Source organism: Devosia aurantiaca (assembly GCF_011058215.1).
GTDB classification, from domain to species: Bacteria; Pseudomonadota; Alphaproteobacteria; order Rhizobiales; family Devosiaceae; genus Devosia; species Devosia aurantiaca.
The window spans coordinates 961,092-986,165 of the sequence record NZ_JAALFG010000001.1; the positions used below are offsets into that span (position 1 = coordinate 961,092).

Sequence of the window (25,074 nt, forward strand, 5' to 3'; positions counted from 1 at the left end):
ACGGCCGAAGGCTCATTGGATTTCAAGCGTCCGCAATTGCCAGGCCCAGCGATCGTTATATTCGGGCGCCTGCAGTTCGGGAAAATCGGAGCGTGGATAAACGATCCAGAGCGGGCCGCGATCGCGTCGGCTCATTTCGGCGCCGTTCATTTCGGAGGCGAGGAGGATGTTGTACTTGCTTACTTCCTCCGCAGGAATAGAGGTCGTGAAGTCGTTGAGCGCAGTCGCCTTGATGGTCGTCCCTTTTGCGCCGACGCGTTCCATCACGGTCTTCAGCAGCACGCCGCGGAAAGTCTGCGGGCCATCGGTCCAGGCGGTGGTGGTGACCAGATCGGTGAGGCCGAGCGAGTAAAGCATTTCGCGGTCGAAATCGGCGCCATCGTCGCTGTTGGTGATCTCGACTGCGCCAGAAACGGTGAGAATGATCGGACCGGTCGGCTCGGGCAGGGGTCGAGCGCCAGAGCCTGGCCGAGGCCGCCTAGAGTGGCGGTGGCAATCAACAGGAGCCGCGCCAAAGCTTTCCATCCAGCAAACCGCAAAGTGCTCGCAAACATCGTAAAGCATTCCCCCATGGTCCAGAGCAGGCTGGAGCACGAAAACCATATTGCTGTGCGGTGTTGCTTAGGTCCAGCGCTTGCGCAACACAAATCCGATCAAAAGTGGTGAATCTGCGCGCAAGGGAGAACTTGGGCAATGCGCTATGCTCCCACCCACACAAACGGGTGGCGACGAACAGGATGGGCTGGGGGAAACCGGGGCTTCGTTATCGAAAGGAGCCCAATCATACCCTGCTGCCAAAAAGATTTGTCGCTTCCCACCTATGGGCTCATCGCGTTCTTTTTTGTCGGGCGTGAAATCGTCGGTTTGAAGACCACGATGGTCTTGGGATTTGCCATTCTGGCCGCAATGCTTCCGCTCTCGATCGCCGTTCTGCTGCTGCAGTCCTGGCGCCGAAAGGGAAATTGTTCTCCAACCCCTCAAACGGGTGGGGAAGAGCGCGTTAACGTCCATTAAGGAAGGGTTATCAGCGCCGTTTTGCCACGGCGCCCTGACCTCCAGAACTTGCCGCCCGTGCTTCTGCCGGGCGGCTTTTTTGTCGTTGCATCACCGTCGTCACAGCTTTGCAAAGTGCTGAAACCATTGTCGCCGAGAGCCGTTCGCTGAGGAGAAGCGCGTCTTCGGGCGGCACTGTTATTTTTATAAAACTGTTAGGATGAGCAGATGGCACATGTCACGAGGACCGGGCTCTTGGCGGGCGTTGCCGCCGCGTCCCTGTTGCTGGCGATCCCCGCAAGCTTTGCGCAGGAAACGCCGGTCGAGATCGAGCGCGGGCAGAACGATCTGTTTTCGTCGCGTGTTTTGACGACGGCTCTGAGCAATCCCTGGGCCATGCGCTGGGGTCCGGATGGCCAGATTTGGCTGACCGAGCGCACAAGCGGGGAAGTTACCAAGGTCGACCCCGAGACCGGCGCGCAGCAGGTGATCCTGACGCTCGATGACGTTTATACCGGCCCGCAGCATGAGGGCCTTCTGGGCATGGCGCTGCATCCTGAGATCGGCCAAGGCACCGGCAACGACTTCGTCTACATTGGCTATACGATCAATATCGGCACCGAAACCGAGCCCGACGCTTCAGCGCAAATCGTGCGCTATACCTATGACGAAGCGACCGGCCAGCTCGGCTCGCCCGAAATCCTGATCGAGGGTCTGCCGGGCGGCAATGACCACAATGCCGGGCGTGTTGTCATCGGCCCGGATATGAAGCTTTATTATTCGATCGGCGAGCAGGGCGCCAATTTCGGCCGCAACTTCCGCCTGCCAAACCTCGCGCAGGCCTTGCCGACAGCGGAAGAGGTTGCCGCGGAAGACTGGCACACCTATGCCGGCAAGATCCTGCGGCTCGAGCTCGACGGCTCGATCCCGGAAGACAATCCTGAGATCGATGGCGTCAAGAGCCACATCTTCAGCTACGGCCACCGCAATCCGCAGGGCCTCTCGTTCGGCTCGAACGGCATACTTTATGAAGCCGAGCATGGCCCATCGAGCGATGACGAACTCAACATCATCCAGCCCGGCGGCAATTACGGCTGGCCGCTGGTCGCCGGCTATATCGACGACATGGGCTATTCCTACATCAACTGGAGCGAGGCGCCCGAAGGCGTCGAGCGTGCCACGACGCCGCCACCGGAAGGCGTGCCGGTAACGCAGGAATCCGAGTTCGAAGGCGAAATGATCGATCCACTGGCGACCTATTTCACCGTCGCCAGCGACTTCCCGTTCGACCAGCAATGCGGCTTCATCTGCAACCCTACGGTGGCGCCGTCCTCGGTTCTTTACTATGGGGGCGATGCGATCCCCGAATGGCAGAACTCGATCCTGCTGCCCACGCTCAAGCATGGCGTGCTCTATGTTCAGCCGCTGAGCGAAGACGGTACCGAGGCCGATGGCCTGCCCGTCGCCTGGCTCGGCACGCAGAACCGCTACCGCGATGTGCTGATCTCGGAAGACGGCAAGACCGTTTACCTTGCGACCGACGCCTTCGGCTCGGTGTCGCAGCTTTACGGCACGGATCTCACCACCAGCGTTCTGCACAATCCCGGTGCGATCCTCAAGTTCACCTATGGTGGCGAGGAAGGAAGCTCGTTGGCGGTTGCGGGTGAAGGCAACGAGGCTCAGGCAGGCGGTACCAGCGAGAGCGCGGGCGGTCCGGCAGAATGGGAAAACCCGGCGAACCAGGGCGCGACCCCTGGCACGGACGCTCCGGCGGCAACGGAAGCCCCGGCCGCAAGCGATGCGCCGGCTGCCGACACGCCGGTCAGCGAAGCGCCGGCGGCTGCGGGCGGCGAAGCTGATCTTGCAACGCTGGTTGCGGCCGGCCAGCCCAAGTTCGTCGCATCCTGCTCGGGCTGCCATGGCGTCAATGGCCAGGGTGGCGCGGGTGCCGTGCTCGCCAACAATCCCAACCTGGCCGATGCCAGCCATGTCGCCTCGACTATCATCCATGGCCTTGGCTATATGCCGCCGGTCGGTGCCGACATGAGCGACGAGGAAGTTGCCGAAATCGGCACCTATATCCGCAACTCCTGGGGAAATGACTATGGCGTGCTGACGGTGGAAGAAGCCGCGGCCGAGCGCTGAGCTTGGACACTTAAAGAAAAGAGGCGGCCCGCGGGCCGCCGCCTTTTTCGGTCTAGCGCAGGTCTTCGACCGGCAGGGCAATGCGACAGATTACGCCTTCGGGCGCGTATTCGATCTCCGCGCCGCCGCTCGGCGTATATTGCAGGCTGCGGGCAATGACGTTCTGACCAAAGCCCTTGCGGGTCGGCACGGCAACTGTCGGACCGCCGGACTCACGCCATTCGATGCGGAAGGTTTCGTTGTCGACGCCGGTCGTGCGCACATCGATGCGGCCGTCGCGGGTCGAAAGCGACCCGTATTTGGCAGCGTTGGTGGCAAGCTCGTGAATGACGAGGCCGAGGGCGATGGCCGCGCGCGGCGCAATATTGCGCTCCAAGCCTTCGATACGGATGCGTCCGATGCCGCCACCATGAGGGGCAAGCTCGGCCTGCACCACATCGGCAATGGTGAGGTCGGTCCAGGAATTGTCGGCGAGGAGATTATGCGTTGCCGCAAGCGCCTGGATGCGACCGGTAAAGGCCTTCTGGAAGCCTTCGAGCGTATCTTCGTGGTGAAGGGTGCGGCCAGCGATCGAAAGCACGAGGGCCAGCGTGTTCTTCACGCGGTGATCGAGTTCGCGCATCAAAAGCAATTGCTGCCGTTCGGCGGCCTTGCGCTGGCTCATGTCGACCATGGTGATGACGCAGCCGCTGACAGCGTCTTCACCGACCTGCAGCGGCGCGGCGGAAATCTGGTAGTCCTTGACGCGGGGCGCATTGGGCGCGTGTGCCTCGATGCCCTGCACGGCAGAACCGTCGATCGCCATCTGGACGATATCGGCGGCTTGCACCATGCCCGTGGCGCCGGGAAAGGTCAGGGGCACGATATCTTCGAATTTGCGGCCGACCGGATCGCCGGCATAAAGATTTTGCGCAGCGAGGTTGCCATGGGTGATGACGCCGTTGCGGTCGCAGACCAGCACGGCCTCGTTGGCTGAGGCAATCACGGCGCGGGCGGCGCGCTCGCTTTGCAGCGCCAGTTCCGCCTGGACCCGCTCGGTGACATCGGTGAAGGTCACGGCATAGCCGGCCGTGGTGCCAAGGCGCATAGGCTTGGCGGAAACCAGGTAATGGTTGTCGCGGCCATGGTGGCTGAGCGCGATCTCGACGCTGTTTTCGCCGCGCGAAAAACGCTTTCGATCGAACCGGCAACCGATGGCGCGATGACGTCGCCGAAGCGCAGGCCTTGCAGGGAATTGAGAGGAGAGCCGAGCGTCGCCGCCAAGTTGGCGTTGACGTAAAGAATGTGTCCGCGGTCGTCGACCGCTGCGGCACCGACATCCATCGCTTCCATGAAGGCGCGATAGGATTGGCCCTCACCCTCGATGGTGAAGATTTCTGCAGCGTCCGGCGTCTCGATCACGAGGGCGTCGACCTGGCCATCGCGAATGGCGGCAAGCGTCTGCTCGGCTTCTTCAAGCCGCAGGCGCAGTTCGGCAATGTCGTCGGGCGTCATTCGCCCTGCACCTTGAGGCTTACCAGAACTTTTTCGACATCGGAGAGATCGCCGATGATGCGGCGGATCGGAACCGGCAGCGAGCGCACCAAGGTCGGGATGGCGACGATCGAATGCTCCTTGGCCAGTTTTGGGTTCTCGCGCAGATCGATCACCTCGATCTCGTACTGCCCCGGCATATGCTCCTCGGTGATCTTCTTGAGGTTGGCGATTGCGGTCAGGGATTTGGGCGTTTGTCCCGCAACATAAAGGGTCAGCTTGCGAGCATTGGAGCTTTCGGTGGTCATGATCTTGTCTCTAGGGGTCGAGCTCAGGCGCGTCGGCTTGCTTCCATCTCTGCCCGGTCGGTGTCGGCTTGCTTCTGATACGCTGCTTCTCGTCCAAGAACAGTCTGCAATTCCGCCGCATCGGCTTCGAGTTCGGCGGTCAGCGCCTCGATCTGCGCCTGCGCCTTGCGGCGGCGCGTTTCGATCTGCAGGCGTAAACGCTCGACCTGCCCAAGACGCTCCGCTTCCTCGCGTCGCATGCGTGCTTCTTCGCTGCGGCGCGCCGAGCCGGTGAGGGCGCCGTTTTCGCCCAGATGCGGCGGCAGCAGCGTAATGCCGTCCTTGCTCATGATGAATTCGCGGACCTGATTGGAATGGGCCATGCCGCGGGCCTTGAGCAGGTAAAGTTCGCGATTGAATTCGCCGTTGATCTCGCGATTGAGCATCAGCACCCAGGCGTCCATAAGCGAGGAAAGGCCGACATCGGTTTCCACATTGCCCGTCTGGCTATGCGTCAGATGGGTGAAGACGGCCGTAATGCCGCGGCTCTTGAGGAAATCGACCATGCGCAGCAGCATGGACTGCACTTCGAGCCGGTCACCGCTTTCCATGAATGCCGAGATCGGGTCGAGCACGACGAGCTGGGGTCGAAGCGCTGGATCTCGCGGATCATGACCGCAAGATGCATTTCGAGGCTATAGAAGGTGGGCCGCGCCGCGACATGGCGAACGAGCTTTTGCTTGAGCATCGGCGCCAGATCGATGCCGATGGAGCGCATGTTGCGCACAGTCTGTCCCTCGGATTCCTCGAAGGAAAAGTAGATCGATCGTTCGCCGCGTTCGGCCGAAGCACCAATGAAGCTTGCCGCGAGCGAGGACTTGCCGGAGCCGGCAACTCCCGAAACCAGGATCGAGGAGCCGCGGTGGAAGCCGCCCTTCGACAGCATGGCATCAAGATCGGGCACACCCGAAGCGATATGCTCGTCAAAGACCAGGTGATCGAGGCCGAGCGAAGACACCGGCAGCACCGAAAAGCCGTCTTCGTCGATCAGGAACGGGTATTCGTTGGTGCCATGCGCGGTGCCGCGATATTTGACGATGCGCATGCGGCGGGTGGAAATCTGGTTTTCGGCACGGTGATCGAGGAGGATCACGCAGTCCGAGACATATTCTTCGAGGCCCTGACGAGTCAGCGTGCCATCGCCACGCTCGGCGGTGATGACCGTGGTCATGCCCCGGTCTTTGAGCCAATCGAAGAGGCGGCGGATTTCGGCGCGCAGGATGGCTGGGTTGGAAAAGGCCGAGAACAGGCTCTCGATGGTGTCGAGGACGACGCGTTTGGCGCCGATGCTGTCGATGGCGAGCTCAAGGCGAAGAAACAGGCCCTCAAGATCGTAGTCGCCGATTTCGGCGAGTTCGTTGGGGTCGATCTCGATATGCTCGAAGCTGAGCTTGTCGGCGGCAACAAGTGCCTCGACGTCGAAGCCGAGCGAGGCGACATTGGCAGCAATGTCGCTGGGGCGCTCTTCGAAGGTGACGAAAACGCCGGGCTCGCCAAGGTCGCGCGCACCATGGATCAGAAACGTCGTGGCAAAAAGCGTCTTGCCGCAACCGGCCGAGCCGCAGACCAGGGTGGGCCGGCCGGTCGGCAGGCCGCCAAGGGTGAGATCGTCGAAACCGGAAATGCCGGTGAGGGATTTGGAGATACCGGTAGGCTGGACCATGCTTGGCTCTTGATGAGGATCAACTATCCCTAGGGCAGAACCAGTGTTCTCGCCAGCCTAAAGCGTGTGGGCGCTGGCTGGAGGGACAAAGCCCTTGCGGGCCTCGGCGGCCCGGGCGTGGATGACGCAGCCTTGGGCATGATCATTGACGAGGCCCATGGCTTGCATGAATGCAAAGACGGTTGTCGGGCCGACAAAGCGCCAACCCCGCTTCTTGAGCGCCTTCGACAGAGCTTCGGACTCCGGCGATGTCGACCGGCTCTGTGGCGGAGCTGTTTCCTTGGCTTCGTAGCGCCAGACAAAGGCGGCGAGGGATCCCGCTTCGGCGATCAGCTCCTGGGCGCGTGCGGCATTGTTGATCACCGCTTCGATCTTGCCGCGATGGCGAACAATGCCGGCGTCCTGGAGGAGGCGATCGACATCGGCCTCGGTAAAGGCTGCGACCCTGGCGATCTCGAAATTGGCAAAACCGGCTCGGAACGCGTCGCGCTTGTTGAGGATCGTGCGCCAGCTGAGGCCGGACTGAAAGGCTTCAAGGCTGAGCTTTTCAAAAAGCCTGCGATCGTCGGAAACCGGAAAGCCCCATTCGTGGTCGTGATAGGGCACGAATTCCGGCGCCCCAGCGCACCAGGCGCAGCGGGGCTTTCCATCGGGTCCTTCGATCGTGCTCATCTCGCCTCTCCTTCGCAAAAGTCCGTTATGGACGGCAGCTTTGACATAGGCTGTCAGCACAAAAAAGAGATCCGCCGCTTCGGCTTTTCACCCTGGTCGGTGCGGGTGTAAGCTTTGCCCGATCGTCCGTTCGGGAGAACCACATGTCCGCAGCGCTTCTGGACGCCGTTTCCGCCTTTGTCGCGTCCCAAGGCGGCGGCGAGGGCTATTTCCCGATGCCGATGGCCGGCGTTCACGTCCTGCGCTCCTTCCATGAGGTCGAGGCCAATCACGCACTTTACCGGCCCTCCCTCTGTGTCGTCGTGCAGGGCGGCAAGCAGTTTCTTTATGGCGACCAGCAGCTCGATTATGGGACTATGCAGGCGCTGGTGGTCAGCATGGACATGCCGGCCACCGGCCGCATCGTTGCGGCAAGCGCCGACGAGCCCTTCATCGGCGTCACCATAGATTTCGACCCGGCCGTGCTGCGCGATGTGCTCGAACATCTCGACACCCCGCCGGCCCTGCCCGCGGGCGAGGCGCCTGCGATGTTCGTCGAGGATATCTCGACGGCCTTGGCCGAAACAATCGCTCGGCTGGTGCGGTTGGCGGAGACGCCGCAGGCGATCCCGGTGCTGTATCCGGCGATCCAGCGCGAGATCTATTTCTGGCTGCTGACCGGGCCGCATGGCCGCGAAATCTGCCGGCTGGCCTTGCCCGAAACCCATCTCACGCGCATTGCCAAGGCCATCAAGATGCTGCGCGAGCAGTATAGCAAGGCGTTGCCGGTCGAGCTTCTGGCGTCGGCGGCGGGAATGAGCAATTCCTCGTTCCATCAGCATTTCAAGGCACTGACCTCGATGACGCCGCTGCAATACCAAAAGCAGCTGCGGCTGCTCGAGGCCCGGCGGCTGATGATGTCGGATGCGTTTACTGTGTCCGATGCCGCCTATCGCGTCGGCTATGAAAGCGTATCCCAGTTCAGCCGCGAATATTCGCGCGCCTTCGGGACGGCGCCCAAGCGCGACAGCACCAAGCTGCGCGCCTGGAGCCCGGAGCCGATGCTGGCCTGAGCATCTGCTTTGGAGGATTAGGCAAGTTTTGCGCCGCTTCTGGCATGGCCGTTTGGAGGCCTCGGCCGCATCTTGCTGTCACCAACAGCAAGGATACGACCATGACGAAATGGACCGCAAAAGACATCCCGAGCCAGGCCGGGCGCACTGCCGTGGTGACGGGAACCGGTGGGCTTGGCTATGAGGATGCGCTGGGCCTGGCCCGTGCCGGTGCGCGCGTCATCATCGCCGGCCGCAGCCCGCAAAAAGGGGCCGAGGCGGTAAGGCGCATCAAGCAAGCCGTGCCCGGCGCCGATGTGCGCTTCGGCCTCGTCGATCTGGGCAATCTCGCCTCCATTACCCGCTTTGCCGACGAGCTGGCGAGGGACCTGCCGAGCCTCGACATCCTGATCAACAATGCCGGCGTTATGACCCCGCCTGAGCGCAAGACCACCAGCGACGGATTCGAGCTGCAGCTGGGCACCAATTACCTCGGCCATTTTGCGCTGACCGGGCGCCTGCTGCCGCTGCTCAAGCGCGGCAACCAGCCGCGCGTGGTTAGCCTCGGGAGTGTTGCTGCGCGCAGTGGCGCCATCGACTTCGACGATCTCCAGGCCGAGCGCGGCTACAGGGCCATGAATGTCTATAGCCAGTCCAAGCTCGCCTGCGTGATCTTTGCCATTGAACTCGACCGGCGCAGCCAGGCGGCGGGCTGGGGCATCAAGAGTATTGCGGCTCATCCCGGCGTGTCGCGTACCGAGCTTATCCCCAACCAGGCGGGAAGTTTGAGTGCATCCGGATTGATCCGGCGGTTTATGCCCTTCCTGTTCCAGCCGGTCTGGCAGGGCGCCTTGCCGACGCTTTATGCGGCGACCGACCCGGGCGCTGTCAGCGGCGCCAGCTACGGGCCCGATCGCCTGGGCGGCACACGCGGTTATCCGACGCTGGAAAAGGCGCCCGAACGCGCCACCAATCCGGCTACGGCGGCCAAGCTCTGGAAGATTTCCGAAGAGCTGACCGGCGTAACCTTCGCCTGAGGGCTTCTTGCGCGAACGGTGGAAAACCACTTTTGGACACAGGCCCGAATCGCCCGGTTTTATTCGTGCCTCCCGGGAGGCAAGAGGCAAAAGCTTTCCGCCGCTTGTGTCACTATGTTGACGATTTTGGAGGTTATCCTACTATATGTGGTGTACGGAGCAACTTTGCGTCACAGCAAGCGTTTCCCCGGTCTAGACCAATCTGGCGTCTGCCAATGACTGCAAGGACTTACCCGATGACCATCACCGTTTACAGCAAGCCGGCCTGCGTTCAGTGCACCGCCACGACTCGCGCGCTTGACCGCAAGGGCGTCGATTATACGGTCGTCGACATTTCCGAAGACGCCGATGCCTATGCCCGCGTCGAAGAGCTTGGCTATCGCCAGGTCCCCGTCGTTGTTGCCGGCGACCAGCACTGGGCCGGCTTCCGCCCCGACATGATCGGCGCTCTCGCCTAAGCGCATATTCCTCTCGCCAGAAGGACGGAACGGATTTGGATACGCTCGCACTCGAACGGCCGATCATGGGTCAGGATAATTCCGCGGATGACGCCCCGGATTTCCATGCGCTCAATGCCATGCTTAATCTTTATGATGAGCAGGGGCGTATTCAGTTCGACAAGGACAAGCAGGCTGCACACCAGTACTTCCTGCAGCATGTCAACCAGAACACCGTCTTCTTCCATAACCTGCGCGAGAAGCTGACTTATCTCGTCGAGGAAGGCTATTACGAGCAGAACGTGCTCGACCAGTATAGCTTCAACTTCGTGCGTGATCTTTACGATCACGCCTATGACAAGAAGTTCCGCTTCCCCACGTTCCTCGGCGCCTTCAAGTATTACACGTCCTATACGCTCAAGACCTTCGACGGGAAGCGCTACCTTGAGCGCTACGAAGATCGCGTCTGCATGGTGGCGATGACGCTGGCCCGCGGTGATGAAAAGCTCGCCCGCGACCTCGTCGACGAGATCATGGCCGGCCGGTTCCAGCCGGCGACCCCGACTTTCCTCAATGCCGGCAAGAAGCAGCGCGGCGAGCTCGTCTCGTGCTTCCTCCTGCGCGTCGAAGACAACATGGAATCGATCGGGCCGCGCCATTAACTCAGCGTTGCAGCTTTCCAAGCGCGGCGGCGGCGTGGCCCTGAGCCTCACCAATGTCCGCGAAATGGGCGCGCCCATCAAGCAGATCGAAAACCAGTCATCTGGCGTGTTGCCGGTGATGAAGCTGCTTGAAGACAGCTTCTCCTATGCCAACCAGCTCGGTGCGCGGCAGGGTGCGGGTGCGGTCTATCTGCATGCCCACCATCCCGACATCATGCGCTTCCTCGACACCAAGCGCGAAAATGCCGACGAAAAGGTCCGCATCAAGACGCTGTCGCTCGGCGTCGTTATTCCGGACATCACTTTCGAGCTCGCCCGCGACAACGAGGACATGTACCTCTTTTCACCCTATGACGTGGAGCGCGTCTATGGCGTGCCGATGACCGAGATTTCGGTCACCGAAAAGTACCGCGAGATGGTGGCCGACAAGCGCATCAAGAAAAAGAAGATCAAGGCGCGCGAATTCTTCCAGGTGATCGCCGAGATCCAGTTCGAAAGCGGCTACCCCTACATCATGTTCGAAGACACGGTGAACAAGGCCAACCCGATCAAGGGCCGTATCACCATGTCCAACCTCTGCTCGGAAATCCTCCAGGTTAGCGACGCCTCGGTCTATAACGAGGACCTCAGCTATGAGCACATGGGCAAGGACATTTCCTGCAACCTCGGCTCGCTCAACATCGCCATGGCCATGGACTCCGCCGATTTCGGCAAGACCATCGAGACCTCGATCCGCGCGCTGACCGCCGTTTCGGACATGAGCAATATCTCGTCCGTGCCATCGGTCGCCAAGGGCAACAACGAGAGCCACGCCATTGGCCTGGGGCAGATGAATCTTCACGGCTATCTGGCCCGCGAGCGCATCTTCTACGGCTCCGACGAAGGCGTCGACTTCACCAATATCTACTTCCTGACGGTGACCTACCACGCCATCCGCGCCTCGAACCTGATCGCCACCGAACGCGGCGAGACCTTCAAGGGCTTTGGTTCGTCCAAATATGCCGATGGCACCTATTTCGATAAGTACACCGACCGCGAATGGCTGCCTGCCACCGAAAAGGTCGCCAAGATCTTCGAAGATGCCGGCATCCACATTCCGACCCAGGAAGACTGGAAGGACTTGAAGGCCAAGGTGCAGATGACCGGCCTTTACAACCAGAACCTGCAGGCCGTGCCGCCGACCGGCTCGATCTCCTACATCAACCACTCGACCTCCTCGATCCACCCGATCGTTTCCAAGATCGAGATCCGCAAGGAAGGCAAGATCGGCCGCGTGTATTACCCCGCCGCCTTCATGACCAATGACAATCTGGACTATTACCAGGATGCCTATGAGATCGGCCCCGAAAAGATAATCGACACCTATGCGGCGGCGACCCAGCACGTCGACCAGGGCTTGTCGCTGACCCTCTTCTTCCGCGATACCGCAACGACCCGCGATATCAACAAGGCGCAGATCTACGCCTGGAAGAAGGGTATCAAGACCATCTACTACATCCGCCTGCGCCAGATGGCCCTCGAGGGGACCGAGGTTCAGGGCTGTGTCTCCTGCGCGCTCTGACAAGAAGGCTTTTCGACCGATGAACATGCACGCCAATCCGATCAGCCGCGTTCGGGCCATCAACTGGAACCGCATCCAGGACGACAAGGATATCGAGGTCTGGAACCGCCTGACCTCGAACTTCTGGCTGCCCGAAAAGGTGCCGCTATCGAACGACATCCCGAGCTGGGCGACGCTGAAGCCGGAAGAGCAGCAGCTCACCATTCGCGTCTTCACCGGCCTTACCCTCCTCGACACCATACAGAATGGCGTCGGTTCGGTGCGGCTGATGGCCGATGCGCAGACCCCGCATGAAGAAGCGGTGCTCTCCAACATTTCCTTCATGGAAGCGGTGCATGCCCGCTCCTATTCCTCGATCTTTTCGACCCTCTGCCTGACGCCGGACGTTGACGACGCCTATCGCTGGTCGGAGGAAAACGAGTTCCTGCAGCGCAAGGCGCAGCTGATCCTCGCCCAATATGAGAGCGGCGATCCGCTCAAGAAAAAGGTCGCCTCGGTCTTCCTCGAGAGCTTCCTGTTCTATTCGGGCTTCTACCTGCCCATGTATTGGTCGAGCCGCGCCAAGCTCACCAACACCGCCGACCTCATCCGCCTCATCATCAAGGACGAGGCCGTGCACGGCTACTACATCGGCTACAAGTTCCAGCGCGAAATCGAGCGCCTGCCGGAAGCCAAGAAGCAGGAAATCAAGGATTTCGCCTTCGATTTCCTTCTTGAGCTCTATGACAACGAAGCCCGTTACACCGAAGACCTCTATGATGGCGTCGGCCTCTCGGAAGACGTCAAGAACTTCCTCCACTACAATGCCAACAAGGCGCTGATGAACCTCGGCTACGAGGCCCTCTTTCCGCCAGAGGCCTGCAAGGTCAACGCGGCCATCCTATCGGCGCTGTCGCCCAATGCCGACGAGAACCACGACTTTTCTCGGGCTCCGGCTCGAGCTACGTCATCGGCAAGGCCGTCTCGACCCAGGACGAAGACTGGGACTTCTGAGACCCGAAGCATGCCATATGGAAAAGCCCGGAGCGATCCGGGCTTTTTCCTTTGTGACGACAGCGCCGATTGCTTGAGCATTCGTGCGGGTTTAAACGCTCAGCGCAGGGCAGCACGGCTGGAACCTGACAAAGAGCTTAAGAATTGTGAATGCACCTTCGCGCCGGTGCCTTCACCTTGGGCACCTCCCCAGCCATTGGTGACCAATGCACGCCTTGACGACGACTCCTCGCCTGCTGCAGCGCGAACAGCGGATGAAATTCGGAACGCAGATGCTGGCCGAAGGCGTCCGCTTTCGGCTCTGGGCGCCCAATTCGAACTTTGTCGCGCTCAAGATCTACGACCTCGACCTCGTCGTGCCCATGGGGAAGCTGGCGCGCGGTTGGTATGAAGTGGAAGTGGACGCCGCGCGGGCCGGAATGCGTTATCGCTTCGTGCTCGATGACGGCGCCGAAGTGCCCGATCCGGCCACGCGCTTCCAGCCCGAGGATGTGGATGGGCCCAGCGAGATCATTGATCCGCTGGCTTTCGGCTGGACCGATATCGGCTGGCGTGGGCATGAGTGGGAAGAGCTGGTGCTCTACGAGCTCCATATCGGCACCTTCACGCAGGAAGGCACGTTCCGCGCCGCGATGGACAAGCTCGATCATCTGGTCGAGCTCGGCGTCACCGCCATCGAGATCATGCCGATCGCCGATTTTCCTGGCCGCTGGAACTGGGGCTATGACGGTGCCCAGCTCTTTGCGCCGGACTCAAGCTATGGCCGGCCGGAGGACCTCAAGGCGCTGGTCGACCTGGCCCATGCCAAGGGTCTCAGCGTCTTTCTCGACGTGGTCTACAACCATTTCGGGCCCAAGGGAAATTACCTAGCGGTCTATGCGCCTCTCACCACCGAACACTATGAGACGCCCTGGGGCTCTGCGGTTAATTTCGATGATGCCGGCTCGACCATGGTGCGCGAATTCTTTTTGCCAATGCCCGCTACTGGCTCAATGAATTCCATCTCGACGGGCTACGGCTCGACGCGGTGCACGAAATCCGCGACGCCGGCTTCCGCCACATGCTGCAGGAACTGGCCGAGCAGATCCGCGCCGCCACCGATGGCCGGCACGTGCATCTCGTGGTCGAAAACGAAAAGAACGAGGCGGGCTGGCTTGAGCGCCGCGACGATGGCGCGCCCTGGCTCTATAACGGGCAGTGGAGCGACGACATCCACCACGGGCTCCATGTCGCGCTGACCGGCGAAAGCCAGTGGTATTATGCCGATTACGTCGGGCGCACCGACTTGATCGGCCGTTCCCTTGCCGAGGGTCTCGCCTGGCAGGGCGAGTATATGGAGCATGTTGGCCGCCACCGGGGCGAACCCAGCACCTTCCTGCCGGCAAGCGCCTTTATCGCCTTCCAGCAGAACCACGATCAGATCGGCAACCGGCCGTTCGGCGAGCGGCCGACGGTCCTGGCCTCGCCGGCCGCGATCAGCATGTGGGCCGCGATCACCCTGCTGTCGCCACAGGTGCCGATGCTGTTCATGGGCGAGGAATGGGGGACCAGGCAACCCTTCCTGTTCTTCTCCGACGTCGGCGAAGACCTCGCCGATCCGATCCGCGAAGGCCGGCTCAAGGAGCTTGAAAAGTTCCCGCATCGCGAAGGCGACGTCCCGCCCGACCCCATGGCGGAAGCAACCTTTAACGCCTCCAAGCTGGACTGGAACTGGGGCGACAACGAGGACAGCAAGCGCCAGCATTGGCTTTATCGCCGGCTGCTCTCGGTGCGGCGCAAGGACATCGTCCCGCGCCTCGCCGGCATGAGCGGCGAAAGCGGCCACTACCAGTTACTGTCCGAAAAGGTGGTGCGGGTGTGGTGGACGCTTGGCGACGGGTCCGAGCTCAGCATGGTGGCCAATGTCGGCACCAAGTCGTTTGAGGGTGTCGGCGTCTGGGGCGAAGACCACCTCTGGCTCGAAGGCTCGGCCAGTGGCGACACGCTGGATGGTTTGAGCGTGGTATTCTCGCTCAAGCAAAGCACCAGCTGATCGCAACAACAAAAAGCCCCGCCGTGAAGCGGGGCTCTTTTGATAAAGCCTAGGGCTTACCAGGTCTGGCGATCGTACCAATCATCGACATCCTTGCGGGTGTCGTCCTTGGTCTTGCCGTAGTGCTCCTGAAGCTTGCCTTCGAGCTGCTCGCGGCGACCGTTGATTTCGGTCAGGTCGTTGTCGGTGAGTTTGCCCCACTGTTCCTTGACCTTGCCCGAGACCTGCTTCCAGTTGCCTTCGACGCGGTTCCAGTCCATTTGGATGTCTCCTCTATAACGTATGTTAATTCAACGTGCTAAGAGGGCTGTGGTTCCGCCTTCAGTTCGGCTCGGGTCGCAACATCCGCCTCAAGATTGGGTTACGCAGCACCAGTTCCTCGACGACCACGCCGGCGACATGAAAGAAAGATTGCCGGGATGAGCACGAGGCGGCCCAGTTCGTGCAGCGTGGCTGACCATTCGATGCCGAAAAACCAGGCGAGGGCGCCGGTCAGCGGCATCAGGACCATGAAGCCATAAAGCAGCAGATGGGTGGCGTGGCTGAGGAGGTTGACCAGCGGCGAGTTGTCTTTTGGCGCCTCCGGCACGCCGCGCGCGAGGCGGATCACCAGCCGAAGCAGCGCCAGCGCCAGGATGGTTATGCCGATGACCATGTGAAAGATCGCGCCACTGTCGGGCGGGAGTGCGCCGGTTGCGAGACGCTCGGCAAAGGCCTCCTGCATGTCCGCGTTGACGGTAAGCTGGATGACGATCAAGGCCGCGATGAGCCAATGCAGCGTGATCTGCAGGCGCGAATAACCGTCTGGATGGCGCATGATCTTTCCCCTGTGACGCAGGAACTCTCGAGAGGTTCTGGCGTTCCCGCATGGACTATACGTGCGGGGGCACATGAGGCGGGGCGCCACCACTATCGCGAAGGTTTCGGCTCTGCTCGTCAGCGCGGCGACGCTCGCCGCCTGCAACACCGAACAGAGCATGCTGCATCCGGCCGGCGAGGACGCGGCAGCGGTCAATTCCCTGTTCTGGGCCATGGCCATCGGCGCCGCGATCATCTGGATCATCGTCATGGGCACGACGGTCTATGCCGTGCTGGGCAAGAAGCGCCCCAAGTCCGAAAAATTCGCCGATCGCTTTATTCTACTCGGCGGCGTGGCATTTCCCACGGTGACGCTGGCAGCGCTCCTCGTCTTTGGGCTGGCGCTACTGCCCGATTGGGTGCGCGCCGATGCGCCGGACCTGCGCGTGCATGTCACCGCCGAGCAATATTGGTGGCGCATCGCCTATGAACAGCCCGATGGCAGCATGGTGGATACGGCCAACGAACTCTTTCTACCACAGGGCCAAACGGCGGAATTCGTCCTCAACTCCACGGACGTGATCCATTCCTTCTGGATCCCGACCCTGGGCGGCAAGATCGATGTGATTCCCGGACGCACCAATCTTTGGCGCTTGAAGCCGACCGAGGCGGGTGTCTATCGCGGTGTCTGCGCCGAATTCTGCGGCCCCTCGCATGCGCTGATGGCCTTTCCTGTAATCGTCGAAGCCCAAGCCGATTTCGATGCACGCCTCGCGCGCGAAGCCGCGCCGGCTGCAGCCAGCAACGACCTTTTTCTCGCCACCGGCTGCGGTGCCTGCCACGCGATACGCGGCACCGAGGCTGCCGGGCGCGTTGGGCCGGACCTGACCCATTTTGCCAGCCGCCGCACCATGGCGGCCGGCACGCTGCCGATCAGCGCGGAAAACCTTGCGGCCTGGTTGCTCGATCCCGACCACATCAAGCCCGATGTGCGTATGCCCGGCTATGATAGCTTAGGGCAAAGCGAGCGTGACGCGCTCGTATCCTATCTCCTGGAGCTCAGATGACCGACCGGCAAGCCGAAGAACAGCAGCTGGCCGCCGTATGGGAGTCGCCCAAGGGCTGGCGCTATTGGTCCGACGTCAACAACACGGTCGTGGGGCTCTGGTACACCGCGACCGCCTTTGCCTTCATGCTGTTCGGCGGCGTCCTGGCGCTGATCATCCGCACGCAGCTGGCCGTGCCGGAAAACACCCTGGTCGAGGCAGAGACCTATAACCAGGTCTTCACGCTCCACGGCACGGTGATGATGTTCCTCTTTGCCGTGCCGATCTTTGAGGCCGTGGCGATCCTGATCCTGCCCGGCATGCTGGGCGCGCGCGACCTGCCGTTTCCGCGTCTCTCGGCCTTCGGCTATTGGTGCTTCCTGATCGGCGGCGTCTTTGTCTGCGGCTCGATCTTTTTCAACTCGGCGCCCGACGCCGGATGGTTCATGTATCCGCCGCTCTCGACCGAACAATCGGGGATTGGTGCCGACATTTGGCTCCTGGGCCTGAGTTTTATCGAGGTCGCCTCGATCGCGGCGGCCGTGGAGTTGATCGTCGGCGTGCTCAAGTGCCGGGCGCCCGGCATGCATATCAACCTCACCCCGCTCTACGGCTGGTATGTGCTGGTCGTAGGCGGCATGATCCTTTTCGCCTTCCCGCCGCTGATTGCCGGCGACCTGCTGTTCGAACTTGAACGCCTGCTAGACTGGCCGTTCTTCGACGTCACTCGCGGCGGCGACCCCATCCTCTGGCAGCACCTGTTCTGGATTTTTGGGCATCCGGAAGTCTACATCATCTTCCTGCCGGCCATCGCGCTCCTCGCCATGATCGTGCCGACCTTCGCGCAGCGGCCGATCGCCGGCTATTCCTGGATCGTGCTTTCGGCGCTGGGCACGGGCTTCCTGAGCTTCGGGCTCTGGGTGCACCACATGTTCACCACCGGGCTACCCTCGATCTCGCTCGGCTTTTTCTCGGCAGCGTCGGAAGCGGTAGCCATCCCCACCGGCATCCAGATCTTTGCCTTCATCTCGACGGTGATGCTGGGCAGCGTCGTCCGTTCGGTGCCGATGCTGTTCTGCCTTGGCGCGCTAGCGATCTTCGTGCTCGGCGGGCTGACCGGGGTGATGGTGGCCGTCGCGCCCTTCGATTTCCAGGTCCACGACAGCTACTTCATCGTCGCCCATCTCCACTACACGCTGATCGGCGGCATGCTGTTCCCGGTGATGGCGGGCATCGTTTATTACTACCCCATGGTGCGCGGCAAAACGCTGTCCCGAAAGCTCGGCATCTGGAGCTTTTGGCTGATGTTTGCCGGCTTCAACATTTCCTTCCTGCCCATGCACCTGACCGGCATGCTCGGCATGCCGCGCCGCGTCTTTACCTATGGCGCCGAACGCGGCTGGTCGGAGCTCAACTTGCTCTCGACCGTCGGCGCCTTCGTCTTTGCCGCCGGCTTCCTGATCCTGGTCTGGGACTGCGTTCGGCCGCGACGACAGGAGCCCGATGCGCCGCGCAATGTCTGGAAAGCCGGAACGCTCGAATGGGCGGCGCGCTTCGGCGACAATTACGGCCTGCGCTCGATCCCCCACATCGATAGCCGCTATCCGCTATGGGACGATAAGGACTTTACCCGCAAGCTCGACGCCGGCGAGGGCCTCCTGGCCAGCGCCGAGGAGGGCAAGCGCGAAACGCTGGTGACGAGCGTACTTGATGCCAAGCCGATCCAGATCCTGCGTGTCGCCAAGCCCGGCTGGCTGCCGATGATCGCGGCGATCGGGCTGGGTGCCGTCTTCATCTTCATGACCTTCAAATGGTGGATCCCCACCGCCCTAGGCTTTGCCCTTTTTCTCTGGGCGACGCTGCGTTGGCTCTGGACCGGCACGGCTGAAATCCCCGAAAAGGAAAGCAAGGATGCCGGTGGCGGCCTGATGCTACCGCTCTATGTCTCGGGCGTGCGCTCGTCCGGCTGGTGGGCCATGTTCATCACCATGACCGGCGATTTCACTGCCTTCCTGGCGCTGCTCTTCGGCTACTTTTTCTTCTGGACCATCCACCCCGACTTTCCGCCACCGGGCGTCACCGGACCCGGCTGGGTCTGGCCGGTAATGGCCGGCATGGCGGTGATGCTGAGCTGGGGACTGACCTTTGCCTCGCGCCTGGTCAATGCTGCGGGGCATCCCGGACAAGCAAGGTTCTTGCTCGTGGCCGGCGGCATCGCGGCCTTGGTTGCGTGCCTTGCCGTTCTGGCCGGACCCTGGACATCGGGGCTCGACCCAACGACCCATTCCTACCCCGCCATCGTCTGGACGCTGGCCATCTGGGTCGTCGCGCATCTGGCAACCGGCGTTCTGATGCAAGGCTACTGCTTTGCCCGCTCGCTCCACGGCAAGATGACGCCCCGCTACGACGCCGATATCTGGAACGTCACGCTCTACTGGCACTTTGCCGCGATCATGGGCGTCGTCACCTGCCTCGTGATCGGCTTTTTCCCGATGCTCACATGACCGAAGACAATGCCGTCAAGGAAGTGGAACGCGAAACTGGGTCGGGCACCGACCTTTGGAGCGTCATCATCGCGCCCTTCATCTGGGCCGCGCATTTTCTCGTCTGCTATGTCGGCGCCGCCATCTATTGCCAGAAACTGGGGCGCGATGCCGATCTCGGCGACATAAGGCTCCTTGTACTGGGCGCCACGGCAGTTGCCCTTGTGGGCATCGGTGCCTCAACCTTCCGCCTTTGGCGCGTGCGGGGCAGGAGCCTCACCGACAACGATTTCGAATACGAGCACGATACGCCCGAGGAGCGGCACCGCTTCCTGAGCCATGTGGCGCTAATGCTCTGCGTTCTTTCGGCGGTGGCCGTGATCTATGTCACCATCCCCATGCTCTACCTTTCGAGCTGCCGATGAACGGGCGTTTGCGGGAGATCTTTGGTCGGGTGAAGCCGTTGGCCATTGGCGCGGCCTGCGGCATGGCATTCCTCGTTGCGCTGCCCCTGACCGGCGTGCTCGACAGCAGCGCCGTGCCGGGCAGCAATGCGTTGGTGGACTGGTATCGCCAGACATCGGCACGGCAGTCGATCGCGCTGCGTTCTGCCCTGACCGCTGTGCCCGATCTTGCGGATCCCGCAATGGTGGCGCGCGGGGCGGGACATTATGAGCTGGTCTGTGCCAATTGCCACGGCAGCCCCGAAGCGGCACCGGCGCGCTTTGCCGAGGACCTGTCGCCCGAGCCGCCGCGGCTTGCCGCCTGGCGTCCGGATGCCCGCCTGTTCCAAACGGTCAAATACGGCATCCGCCACACGGCCATGCCCGGCTGGCCGACCGCTTTGCGCGACGATGAGATCTGGGCCATGGTCGCGTTCTTGCGGCTTCTGCCGACCATGGATGCGCCGACTTATGCGGATCTGGCCTATGCTGGCGCCGAACCCGGATCCTGCGCCAGCTGCCATGGATCGGACGGGCAGGGCCGCGATGGCGCCTTCCCGCGGCTCGATATCCAGAGCCCGCAATATCTGGCCGATGCGCTTAACGCCTTCCGCGATGGCTCGCGCCAGAGCGGCACGATGATGGCCGCCGCACGACAGCTGACCGACGGGGAGATTGCCGAGCTCGCAACGTATTTTGGCCGTGGCGTCGAGCTGCCGATGGGCGGTTCGGAATTGGGCGAGCGCATCGCGACCCTTGGCCTGACGGAACGCGACGTGCCCGCCTGCCTTTCCTGCCATGGCGACAAGGGTCGGCCTGGCTATCCCAAACTGGACGGACAGCCGGTGGACTATCTCGTGACCCAGCTTGAGCTCTTCCAGAAACATGGCGACGAACGCGGCGGGCGCTTTGCCAAGGTTATGGCGAAAGCCGTCGAGGACAAGCTCGAAGAAGGCCCGCACCGCCTCGAACCGGAAGAGCTGCGCGCTGTGGCGGAGTATTTTGGCGACTAAGCGTTGGCCCAGCCGCCATCGACGATGAAGTGCTGCGCCGAAATCATCCGGCTGTCGTCGGCGGCCAGAAACAGCGCCATCCTGGCGACGTCGTCGGGATAGACCCTGCCGGGCAGCGCCTGGCTGGTTTCGATCAGCTTTTCGGCATCGGCGTCTACCCAATGGCTGAGCTGGCGCTCGGTCATCACCCAGCCGGGCACAAGGGTGTTGACCCGGATATTGTGGCGGCCCAGTTCGCGCGCCATGGACCGGGTGAGGCCGTGCGCTGCCGCCTTGGCGGTTTCGTAGACCGGCAGGCGCGGCACGCCGATCATCCACGGATCGAGCCCATATTGATGATCGAGCCGCGGCCGGCGCGGATCATGCCGGGGGCGACGGCCTGCATGGCGAAGAAGCCGTGCTTGAGATTGGTCGCCATGCGCCCGTCCCAGTCCTCGGGCGTCACCGCGGACCAGTCGTGCCGTTCGTCATGCGCGGCATTGTTGATCAGAACCAGGGCGTCGCCATGGGCTTCGGCAAAGCCGGCGATGGCGGCTTGGTAGGCAGCGATGTCGGTGATGTCGCAAGCGATAAAGCGCGCACCGACTTCCTCCGCCAGAGCCCGGCCACGCGCGTCCTGGATGTCGACGAAGCCGACGCGCGCGCCCTGCGCCCTGAATTGCCGAACCATGGCTTCGCCGATGCCGGAGGCTCCGCCGGAAATGACGACGGGGACGTCTTGAAGGCTTGGATAAAGGGCAGGGCCGCTCACGAACTAACTCCGGCCGAGGTCAGACAAAAAGGGCAGTGTGCCGGGTTTCAAGCTCCGGCAATTCGTCGAGAATGCTGCCCAGATGCTTGGCCATTGCCTCCTGCGCGGCGTCCACGTCCCGCGCATCGATGGCGGCCATAATGGCATGGTGTTCGCCGACGCGGCGCTTCATGTCGGCCTCGTCGCGCATGGTGAGATTGCACACCCGGTCCATATGCGACTTCATGTCGGCAATGGCGATCCAGGCAATGCCGACGCCGGCGCCCTTGGCAATGGCGATGTGGAACGCCTCGTCGTGCTCGCGAAACCCAGCATGGTCGAGCTTTGCCGCGTCGGCCTCCTGCTCGGCGAGGAGGCTATCGATGCGCTTGCGCTGCCAGGGGTCAAAATTCTGCGCGGCACGGGCAACCACGGAAATCTCGACCGATTGGCGCACGAACAGCGCCTCGGTCATCTCGCGCGCCGAAATGCGGGCCACAACCGTGCCGCGATGCGGGCGAATTTCGATGAGTCGGGAATTGGCGAGCTTGATCAGCGCCTCGCGCACCGGTTGCCGCGAAACGCCGAGCCGGCTGGCGATGTCCTGCTCGGAGAGCCGCGTGCCGGGCAAAAGATCGAGTTCGACGATCTGCCGCCGCAGGTCCTTTTCGATGGTCGCCGCGGCGCTTTCGCCACTTTCGGCAATGGCCATTTCCACATTCATACGACAACTCGCCTCCGCCATTGACGACATCGTCAAAGCGCCATACGGTACCATACAATTCCATACAGGATGCGTTCAAGCGTCCTTCTTGCCTCAGGGAGGGTGGGCTGCGGCTCACCGGATCGATGAACGTACAGCCGCGCTTCCAAAGCAATTTTCTGAGCCCCAACCTTAGTGATCCGCGGCTTTCGGCGCAACGCAGCTATCGCATGCTGATCGACGGGCAGGAGGTGGACGCGGCGTCGGGCGAGACCATTTCGCGCGAAAGCCCCGGCCACCGCGGCAAGGTGGTGGGTACATGGCCCGCCGGCTCCACCGAAGACGCCGACCGCGCCATCGCCGCCGCGCGACGCGCGTTCGACGACGGTCCCTGGGCACGCATGAGCGGCGCCGAACGCTCGACCATCCTCCATCGCGTCGCCGCCGGCATCCTGGAGCATCAGGACGAACTGGGCCTCATAGAATGCCTCGAAACCGGCAAGCCAATTGCGCAGGCGACGGGGAAATCGGCTATTGCGCCGACCTCTGGACCTATGCGGCCGGCATGGCGCGGGGCCTTGAGGGCGACTCGCACAACGCCATTGGCGACAATCGCCTCGGCCTCGTGCTGCGCGAGCCGGCCGGCGTCGTCGGCATCATCACGCCCTGGAATTTCCCCTTTATCATCGTCTCCGAACGCGTGCCGTGGGCGCTGGGCGCGGGCTGCACCGTGGTGGTGAAGCCCTCCGAATTCACCTCCGGCACGACCATTCGCCTGGCCCAGATCGCGCTTGAAGCAGGACTCCCGGCCGGTGTGTTCAACGTCATCACCGGCACCGGTCCCGCCGCCGGGCAGATGCTGGCCGAAGATCCGCGCGTCGATGTGCTGGCCTTCACCGGCTCGGTGCGCGTCGGCACCCATCTTGCAGCGCTCGCTGCGCCGACGGTCAAGCGAGTCGGGCTCGAGCTTGGTGGCAAGGGGCCGCAGATCGTCTTTGCCGATGCCGATCTCAAGGCCGCCGCCGATGGCATCGCCTATGGCGTTTATCACAATGCCGGCCAGTGCTGCATTTCGGGCAGCCGCTTGATCGTCCACAATTCCATCCGCCCGGCTTTGCTCGATCGGCTGCTCGACCTTTCCAAGCGCCTGCCCTTCGGCGATCCGCTGGGCCAGGGCAAGTTCGGCGCCATGGTCACCGAACAACACGCCGAAAAGGTCGCGAGCTACATCGCAAAGGGCATTGCCGAAGGCGCCGAACTCTTGCTCGGCGGCGACCAGATCGCGGTCGACAAGGGCAATTTCATCGCCCCCACCGTTTTTGACAAAGTGACGCCGCAGATGGCCATCGCCCAGGAAGAAATCTTTGGGCCGGTGCTCTCGACCATCGGCTTCGACACGCCGGAGGAGGCCGTGGCGCTGGCAAACGGTACGCCCTATGGGCTTTCCGCCAGCGTCTGGTCGCGCGATCTCGAAACTGCCATCCAGACCACGCGCCGCGTCAAGGCCGGCCGCTTCTGGATCAACTCGGTGATCGACGGCACCGCCGAAATGCCGATCGGCGGCTACAAGAAGAGCGGCACCGGCCGCGAGCTGGGCCGCTATGGCTTTGACGAATATTCGCAGTTCAAGGGTCTGCACATGACCCTTGGGCGGCCACAACCGTGGTTCCAGCACTAAGCCCAAAAAGGGCAAGAGCCGGAACCATCGGGAGGGAATTGGACGGTGGTTTTCTTGGTCGGAAGCGCCGTCCGGAGCGGGTCAGAGGAGGCCCGCACGATCCAAAGGGAGGATTAACACCATGAAGCTGACCAAAACCACTGCGGCCTTGCTGGCCGGCTGCGCGCTCGCCGCCCCGGTTGCAACGCTGGCCCAGGATCAGGAGCCGGTTTCGGCGACCATGATCATCTACCTCGATCCATCCGTGCAGTTCTTCAATCCGGTGGTGAAAGGCGCGCAGGACGCCGCTGCCGCCTTCAACGTCGATCTCGACGTCCAATATGCCAACAACGATCCGGTACGCCAGAACGACCTGATCGATAGCGCCGTCGCAACCGGCGTCAACGGTATTGCCGTGGCCATCTCGAGCTCCGACGCCTTCGACGACAGTATCTGCAATGCCGTGGATGCCGGCATCATCGTCATCGGCTTCAACAATGACGATCTCGAAGGCGCCGACGGCAATTGCCGCCAGGCCTATGTCGGCATGGACGAAGAAGCCTCCGGCTACGAGCTGGGCAAGCGCATGATCGAAGCCTTCGACCTCAAGGAAGGCGACGTGGTGTTCAACCCGCGCGAAATTCCCGAAGCCAGCTTCGCCGTCGCACGCGGCGGCGGCATCGAGCGGGCCATGGGCGAGGCCGGCATCACCGTCGAAACCGTGCGTGCCGGGCTCGATCCCGCCGAAGCGCAGAACATCATGGCGCAGGCGCTGATTGCCAATCCCAATATCAAGGCCGTGTTCGGCACCGGGTCGGTGACTTCGACGGTTGGCGCCGGCGCCATCAGGGATGCCGGTGTCGAAGTGCCGTTCGGCGGCTTCGACCTGGCGGTAGAAATTGCCGATGCGGTCGAGAGCGGCGCCATGTTCGCGACCATGGACCAGCAGCCCTACCTCCAGGGCTACTACCCGATCGCCATGATCGCTATGGCCGCCCGCTATGGCCTGACGCCGACCGATGTCGACACCGGCCAGGGCGCCTTTCTCGACCAGGACCGCATCGGCGCCGTCAAGCCGCTGATCGGCTCGTACCGGTAGAAGCGTCCCCCACCCAGCCTCCCCGTAAGTCGGGGGAGGAGTCTGATCCAGCCAAG

General features: G+C 62.3%; 21 protein-coding genes and 4 pseudogenes. 15 read left to right on the top strand and 10 right to left on the bottom strand.

Annotation, left to right across the window (positions count from 1 at the left end):
• Nucleotides 1-12: 12 nt before the first annotated feature.
• Nucleotides 13-564, bottom strand: a complete 552-nt coding sequence (locus tag G5575_RS04975) for a molybdopterin-dependent oxidoreductase (protein ID WP_164533333.1) — start codon at nucleotides 562-564, stop codon at nucleotides 13-15.
• 657 nt (nucleotides 565-1,221) lie between these two features.
• On the opposite strand from G5575_RS04975, the gene G5575_RS04980 reads away from it, so the two are divergent.
• On the top strand, nucleotides 1,222-3,138 hold the full coding sequence (locus tag G5575_RS04980; RefSeq protein WP_164533334.1) for a glucose/sorbosone family PQQ-dependent dehydrogenase: 1,917 nt from the start codon (nucleotides 1,222-1,224) through the stop codon (nucleotides 3,136-3,138).
• Nucleotides 3,139-3,190: 52 nt separating this feature from the next.
• Here the strand turns inward: G5575_RS04980 and G5575_RS04985 are convergent, their stop codons facing one another.
• From G5575_RS04985 to G5575_RS05005, 5 genes and pseudogenes are all read right to left on the bottom strand, one after another.
• Nucleotides 3,191-4,225 (bottom strand): sensor histidine kinase, encoded by a 1,035-nt coding sequence (locus tag G5575_RS04985; protein ID WP_164533335.1) that lies wholly within the window; start codon nucleotides 4,223-4,225, stop codon nucleotides 3,191-3,193.
• Nucleotides 4,192-4,632, bottom strand: a complete 441-nt coding sequence (locus G5575_RS20065) for a PAS domain-containing protein (RefSeq protein WP_164533336.1) — start codon at nucleotides 4,630-4,632, stop codon at nucleotides 4,192-4,194. The genes G5575_RS04985 and G5575_RS20065 overlap by 34 nt, the downstream gene beginning before the upstream one ends.
• The gene (locus tag G5575_RS04995) at nucleotides 4,629-4,919 is read right to left on the bottom strand and encodes a circadian clock KaiB family protein (RefSeq protein WP_164533337.1); all 291 of its coding nucleotides are present in this window, start codon (nucleotides 4,917-4,919) and stop codon (nucleotides 4,629-4,631) included. Before G5575_RS04995 ends, G5575_RS20065 begins: the two co-directional genes overlap by 4 nt.
• A 23-nt stretch (nucleotides 4,920-4,942) precedes the next feature.
• Nucleotides 4,943-6,621: pseudogene (gene kaiC / locus G5575_RS05000) on the bottom strand (circadian clock protein KaiC).
• Nucleotides 6,622-6,678: 57 nt separating this feature from the next.
• On the bottom strand, nucleotides 6,679-7,293 hold the full coding sequence (locus G5575_RS05005) for a DNA-3-methyladenine glycosylase I (RefSeq protein ID WP_164533338.1): 615 nt from the start codon (nucleotides 7,291-7,293) through the stop codon (nucleotides 6,679-6,681).
• Between the two features lie 143 nt (nucleotides 7,294-7,436).
• On the opposite strand from G5575_RS05005, the gene G5575_RS05010 reads away from it, so the two are divergent.
• The 8 genes and pseudogenes from G5575_RS05010 (at nucleotide 7,437) to G5575_RS22130 (ending at nucleotide 15,046) form a co-directional block, all read left to right on the top strand.
• Nucleotides 7,437-8,345 (top strand): AraC family transcriptional regulator, encoded by a 909-nt coding sequence (locus G5575_RS05010; protein ID WP_164533339.1) that lies wholly within the window; start codon nucleotides 7,437-7,439, stop codon nucleotides 8,343-8,345.
• 101 nt (nucleotides 8,346-8,446) lie between these two features.
• A complete protein-coding gene (locus G5575_RS05015; RefSeq protein WP_164533340.1) occupies nucleotides 8,447-9,361 on the top strand; it encodes an SDR family oxidoreductase in 915 nt (304 codons plus the stop codon).
• A gap of 236 nt (nucleotides 9,362-9,597) precedes the next feature.
• Entirely contained in the window at nucleotides 9,598-9,819 is a 222-nt protein-coding gene (nrdH, locus tag G5575_RS05020; protein ID WP_164533341.1) for a glutaredoxin-like protein NrdH, read from the top strand.
• 35 nt (nucleotides 9,820-9,854) lie between these two features.
• Nucleotides 9,855-10,460, top strand: coding sequence for a ribonucleotide reductase N-terminal alpha domain-containing protein (locus G5575_RS20070; RefSeq protein WP_235935597.1), 606 nt, complete (start codon nucleotides 9,855-9,857; stop codon nucleotides 10,458-10,460).
• Nucleotides 10,372-12,021 (top strand): class 1b ribonucleoside-diphosphate reductase subunit alpha, encoded by a 1,650-nt coding sequence (gene nrdE, locus G5575_RS05025; protein ID WP_235935598.1) that lies wholly within the window; start codon nucleotides 10,372-10,374, stop codon nucleotides 12,019-12,021. Before G5575_RS20070 ends, nrdE begins: the two co-directional genes overlap by 89 nt.
• A gap of 19 nt (nucleotides 12,022-12,040) precedes the next feature.
• Nucleotides 12,041-13,014: pseudogene (nrdF, locus tag G5575_RS05030) on the top strand (class 1b ribonucleoside-diphosphate reductase subunit beta).
• 272 nt (nucleotides 13,015-13,286) lie between these two features.
• On the top strand, nucleotides 13,287-14,252 hold the full coding sequence (locus G5575_RS05035) for an alpha-amylase family glycosyl hydrolase (protein ID WP_235935809.1): 966 nt from the start codon (nucleotides 13,287-13,289) through the stop codon (nucleotides 14,250-14,252).
• A 566-nt stretch (nucleotides 14,253-14,818) separates the two neighbouring features.
• Complete coding sequence (locus G5575_RS22130) at nucleotides 14,819-15,046, top strand: DUF3459 domain-containing protein (protein WP_235935811.1); 228 nt, start codon at nucleotides 14,819-14,821, stop codon at nucleotides 15,044-15,046.
• 56 nt (nucleotides 15,047-15,102) lie between these two features.
• Here G5575_RS22130 and G5575_RS05045 read toward each other — a convergent pair whose 3' ends face one another.
• Nucleotides 15,103-15,306, bottom strand: coding sequence for a CsbD family protein (locus G5575_RS05045; protein ID WP_164533344.1), 204 nt, complete (start codon nucleotides 15,304-15,306; stop codon nucleotides 15,103-15,105).
• A 101-nt stretch (nucleotides 15,307-15,407) separates the two neighbouring features.
• Complete coding sequence (locus G5575_RS05050; protein WP_164533345.1) at nucleotides 15,408-15,863, bottom strand: cytochrome b; 456 nt, start codon at nucleotides 15,861-15,863, stop codon at nucleotides 15,408-15,410.
• Between the two features lie 73 nt (nucleotides 15,864-15,936).
• On the opposite strand from G5575_RS05050, the gene coxB reads away from it, so the two are divergent.
• From coxB to G5575_RS05070, 4 genes are read left to right on the top strand one after another with little or no spacing between them, the layout of a single operon-like run.
• Entirely contained in the window at nucleotides 15,937-16,911 is a 975-nt protein-coding gene (coxB, locus tag G5575_RS05055) for a cytochrome c oxidase subunit II (protein ID WP_164533346.1), read from the top strand.
• The gene (ctaD, locus tag G5575_RS05060) at nucleotides 16,908-19,394 is read left to right on the top strand and encodes a cytochrome c oxidase subunit I (RefSeq protein ID WP_164533347.1); all 2,487 of its coding nucleotides are present in this window, start codon (nucleotides 16,908-16,910) and stop codon (nucleotides 19,392-19,394) included. Before coxB ends, ctaD begins: the two co-directional genes overlap by 4 nt.
• Nucleotides 19,391-19,798: a hypothetical protein gene (locus G5575_RS05065; protein ID WP_164533348.1), complete on the top strand. Its 408-nt coding sequence runs from the start codon at nucleotides 19,391-19,393 to the stop codon at nucleotides 19,796-19,798. The genes ctaD and G5575_RS05065 overlap by 4 nt, the downstream gene beginning before the upstream one ends.
• A complete protein-coding gene (locus G5575_RS05070; RefSeq protein WP_164533349.1) occupies nucleotides 19,795-20,829 on the top strand; it encodes a c-type cytochrome in 1,035 nt (344 codons plus the stop codon). Before G5575_RS05065 ends, G5575_RS05070 begins: the two co-directional genes overlap by 4 nt.
• On the opposite strand, the pseudogene G5575_RS05075 reads toward G5575_RS05070, so the two are convergent.
• Together G5575_RS05075 and G5575_RS05080 are read right to left on the bottom strand one after the other, a co-directional pair.
• A pseudogene (locus tag G5575_RS05075) lies at nucleotides 20,826-21,580 on the bottom strand (SDR family NAD(P)-dependent oxidoreductase). The gene G5575_RS05070 and the pseudogene G5575_RS05075 sit on opposite strands and share 4 nt — an antisense overlap.
• A gap of 19 nt (nucleotides 21,581-21,599) precedes the next feature.
• Entirely contained in the window at nucleotides 21,600-22,283 is a 684-nt protein-coding gene (locus G5575_RS05080; RefSeq protein WP_235935599.1) for a GntR family transcriptional regulator, read from the bottom strand.
• Nucleotides 22,284-22,492: 209 nt separating this feature from the next.
• Here G5575_RS05080 and G5575_RS20080 point away from each other — a divergent pair.
• Together G5575_RS20080 and G5575_RS05090 are read left to right on the top strand one after the other, a co-directional pair.
• Nucleotides 22,493-23,940 (top strand): annotated as a pseudogene (locus G5575_RS20080) (aldehyde dehydrogenase family protein).
• Between the two features lie 121 nt (nucleotides 23,941-24,061).
• Entirely contained in the window at nucleotides 24,062-25,018 is a 957-nt protein-coding gene (locus G5575_RS05090; RefSeq protein WP_164533351.1) for a sugar ABC transporter substrate-binding protein, read from the top strand.
• The last annotated feature ends 56 nt before the right edge of the window (nucleotides 25,019-25,074 follow it).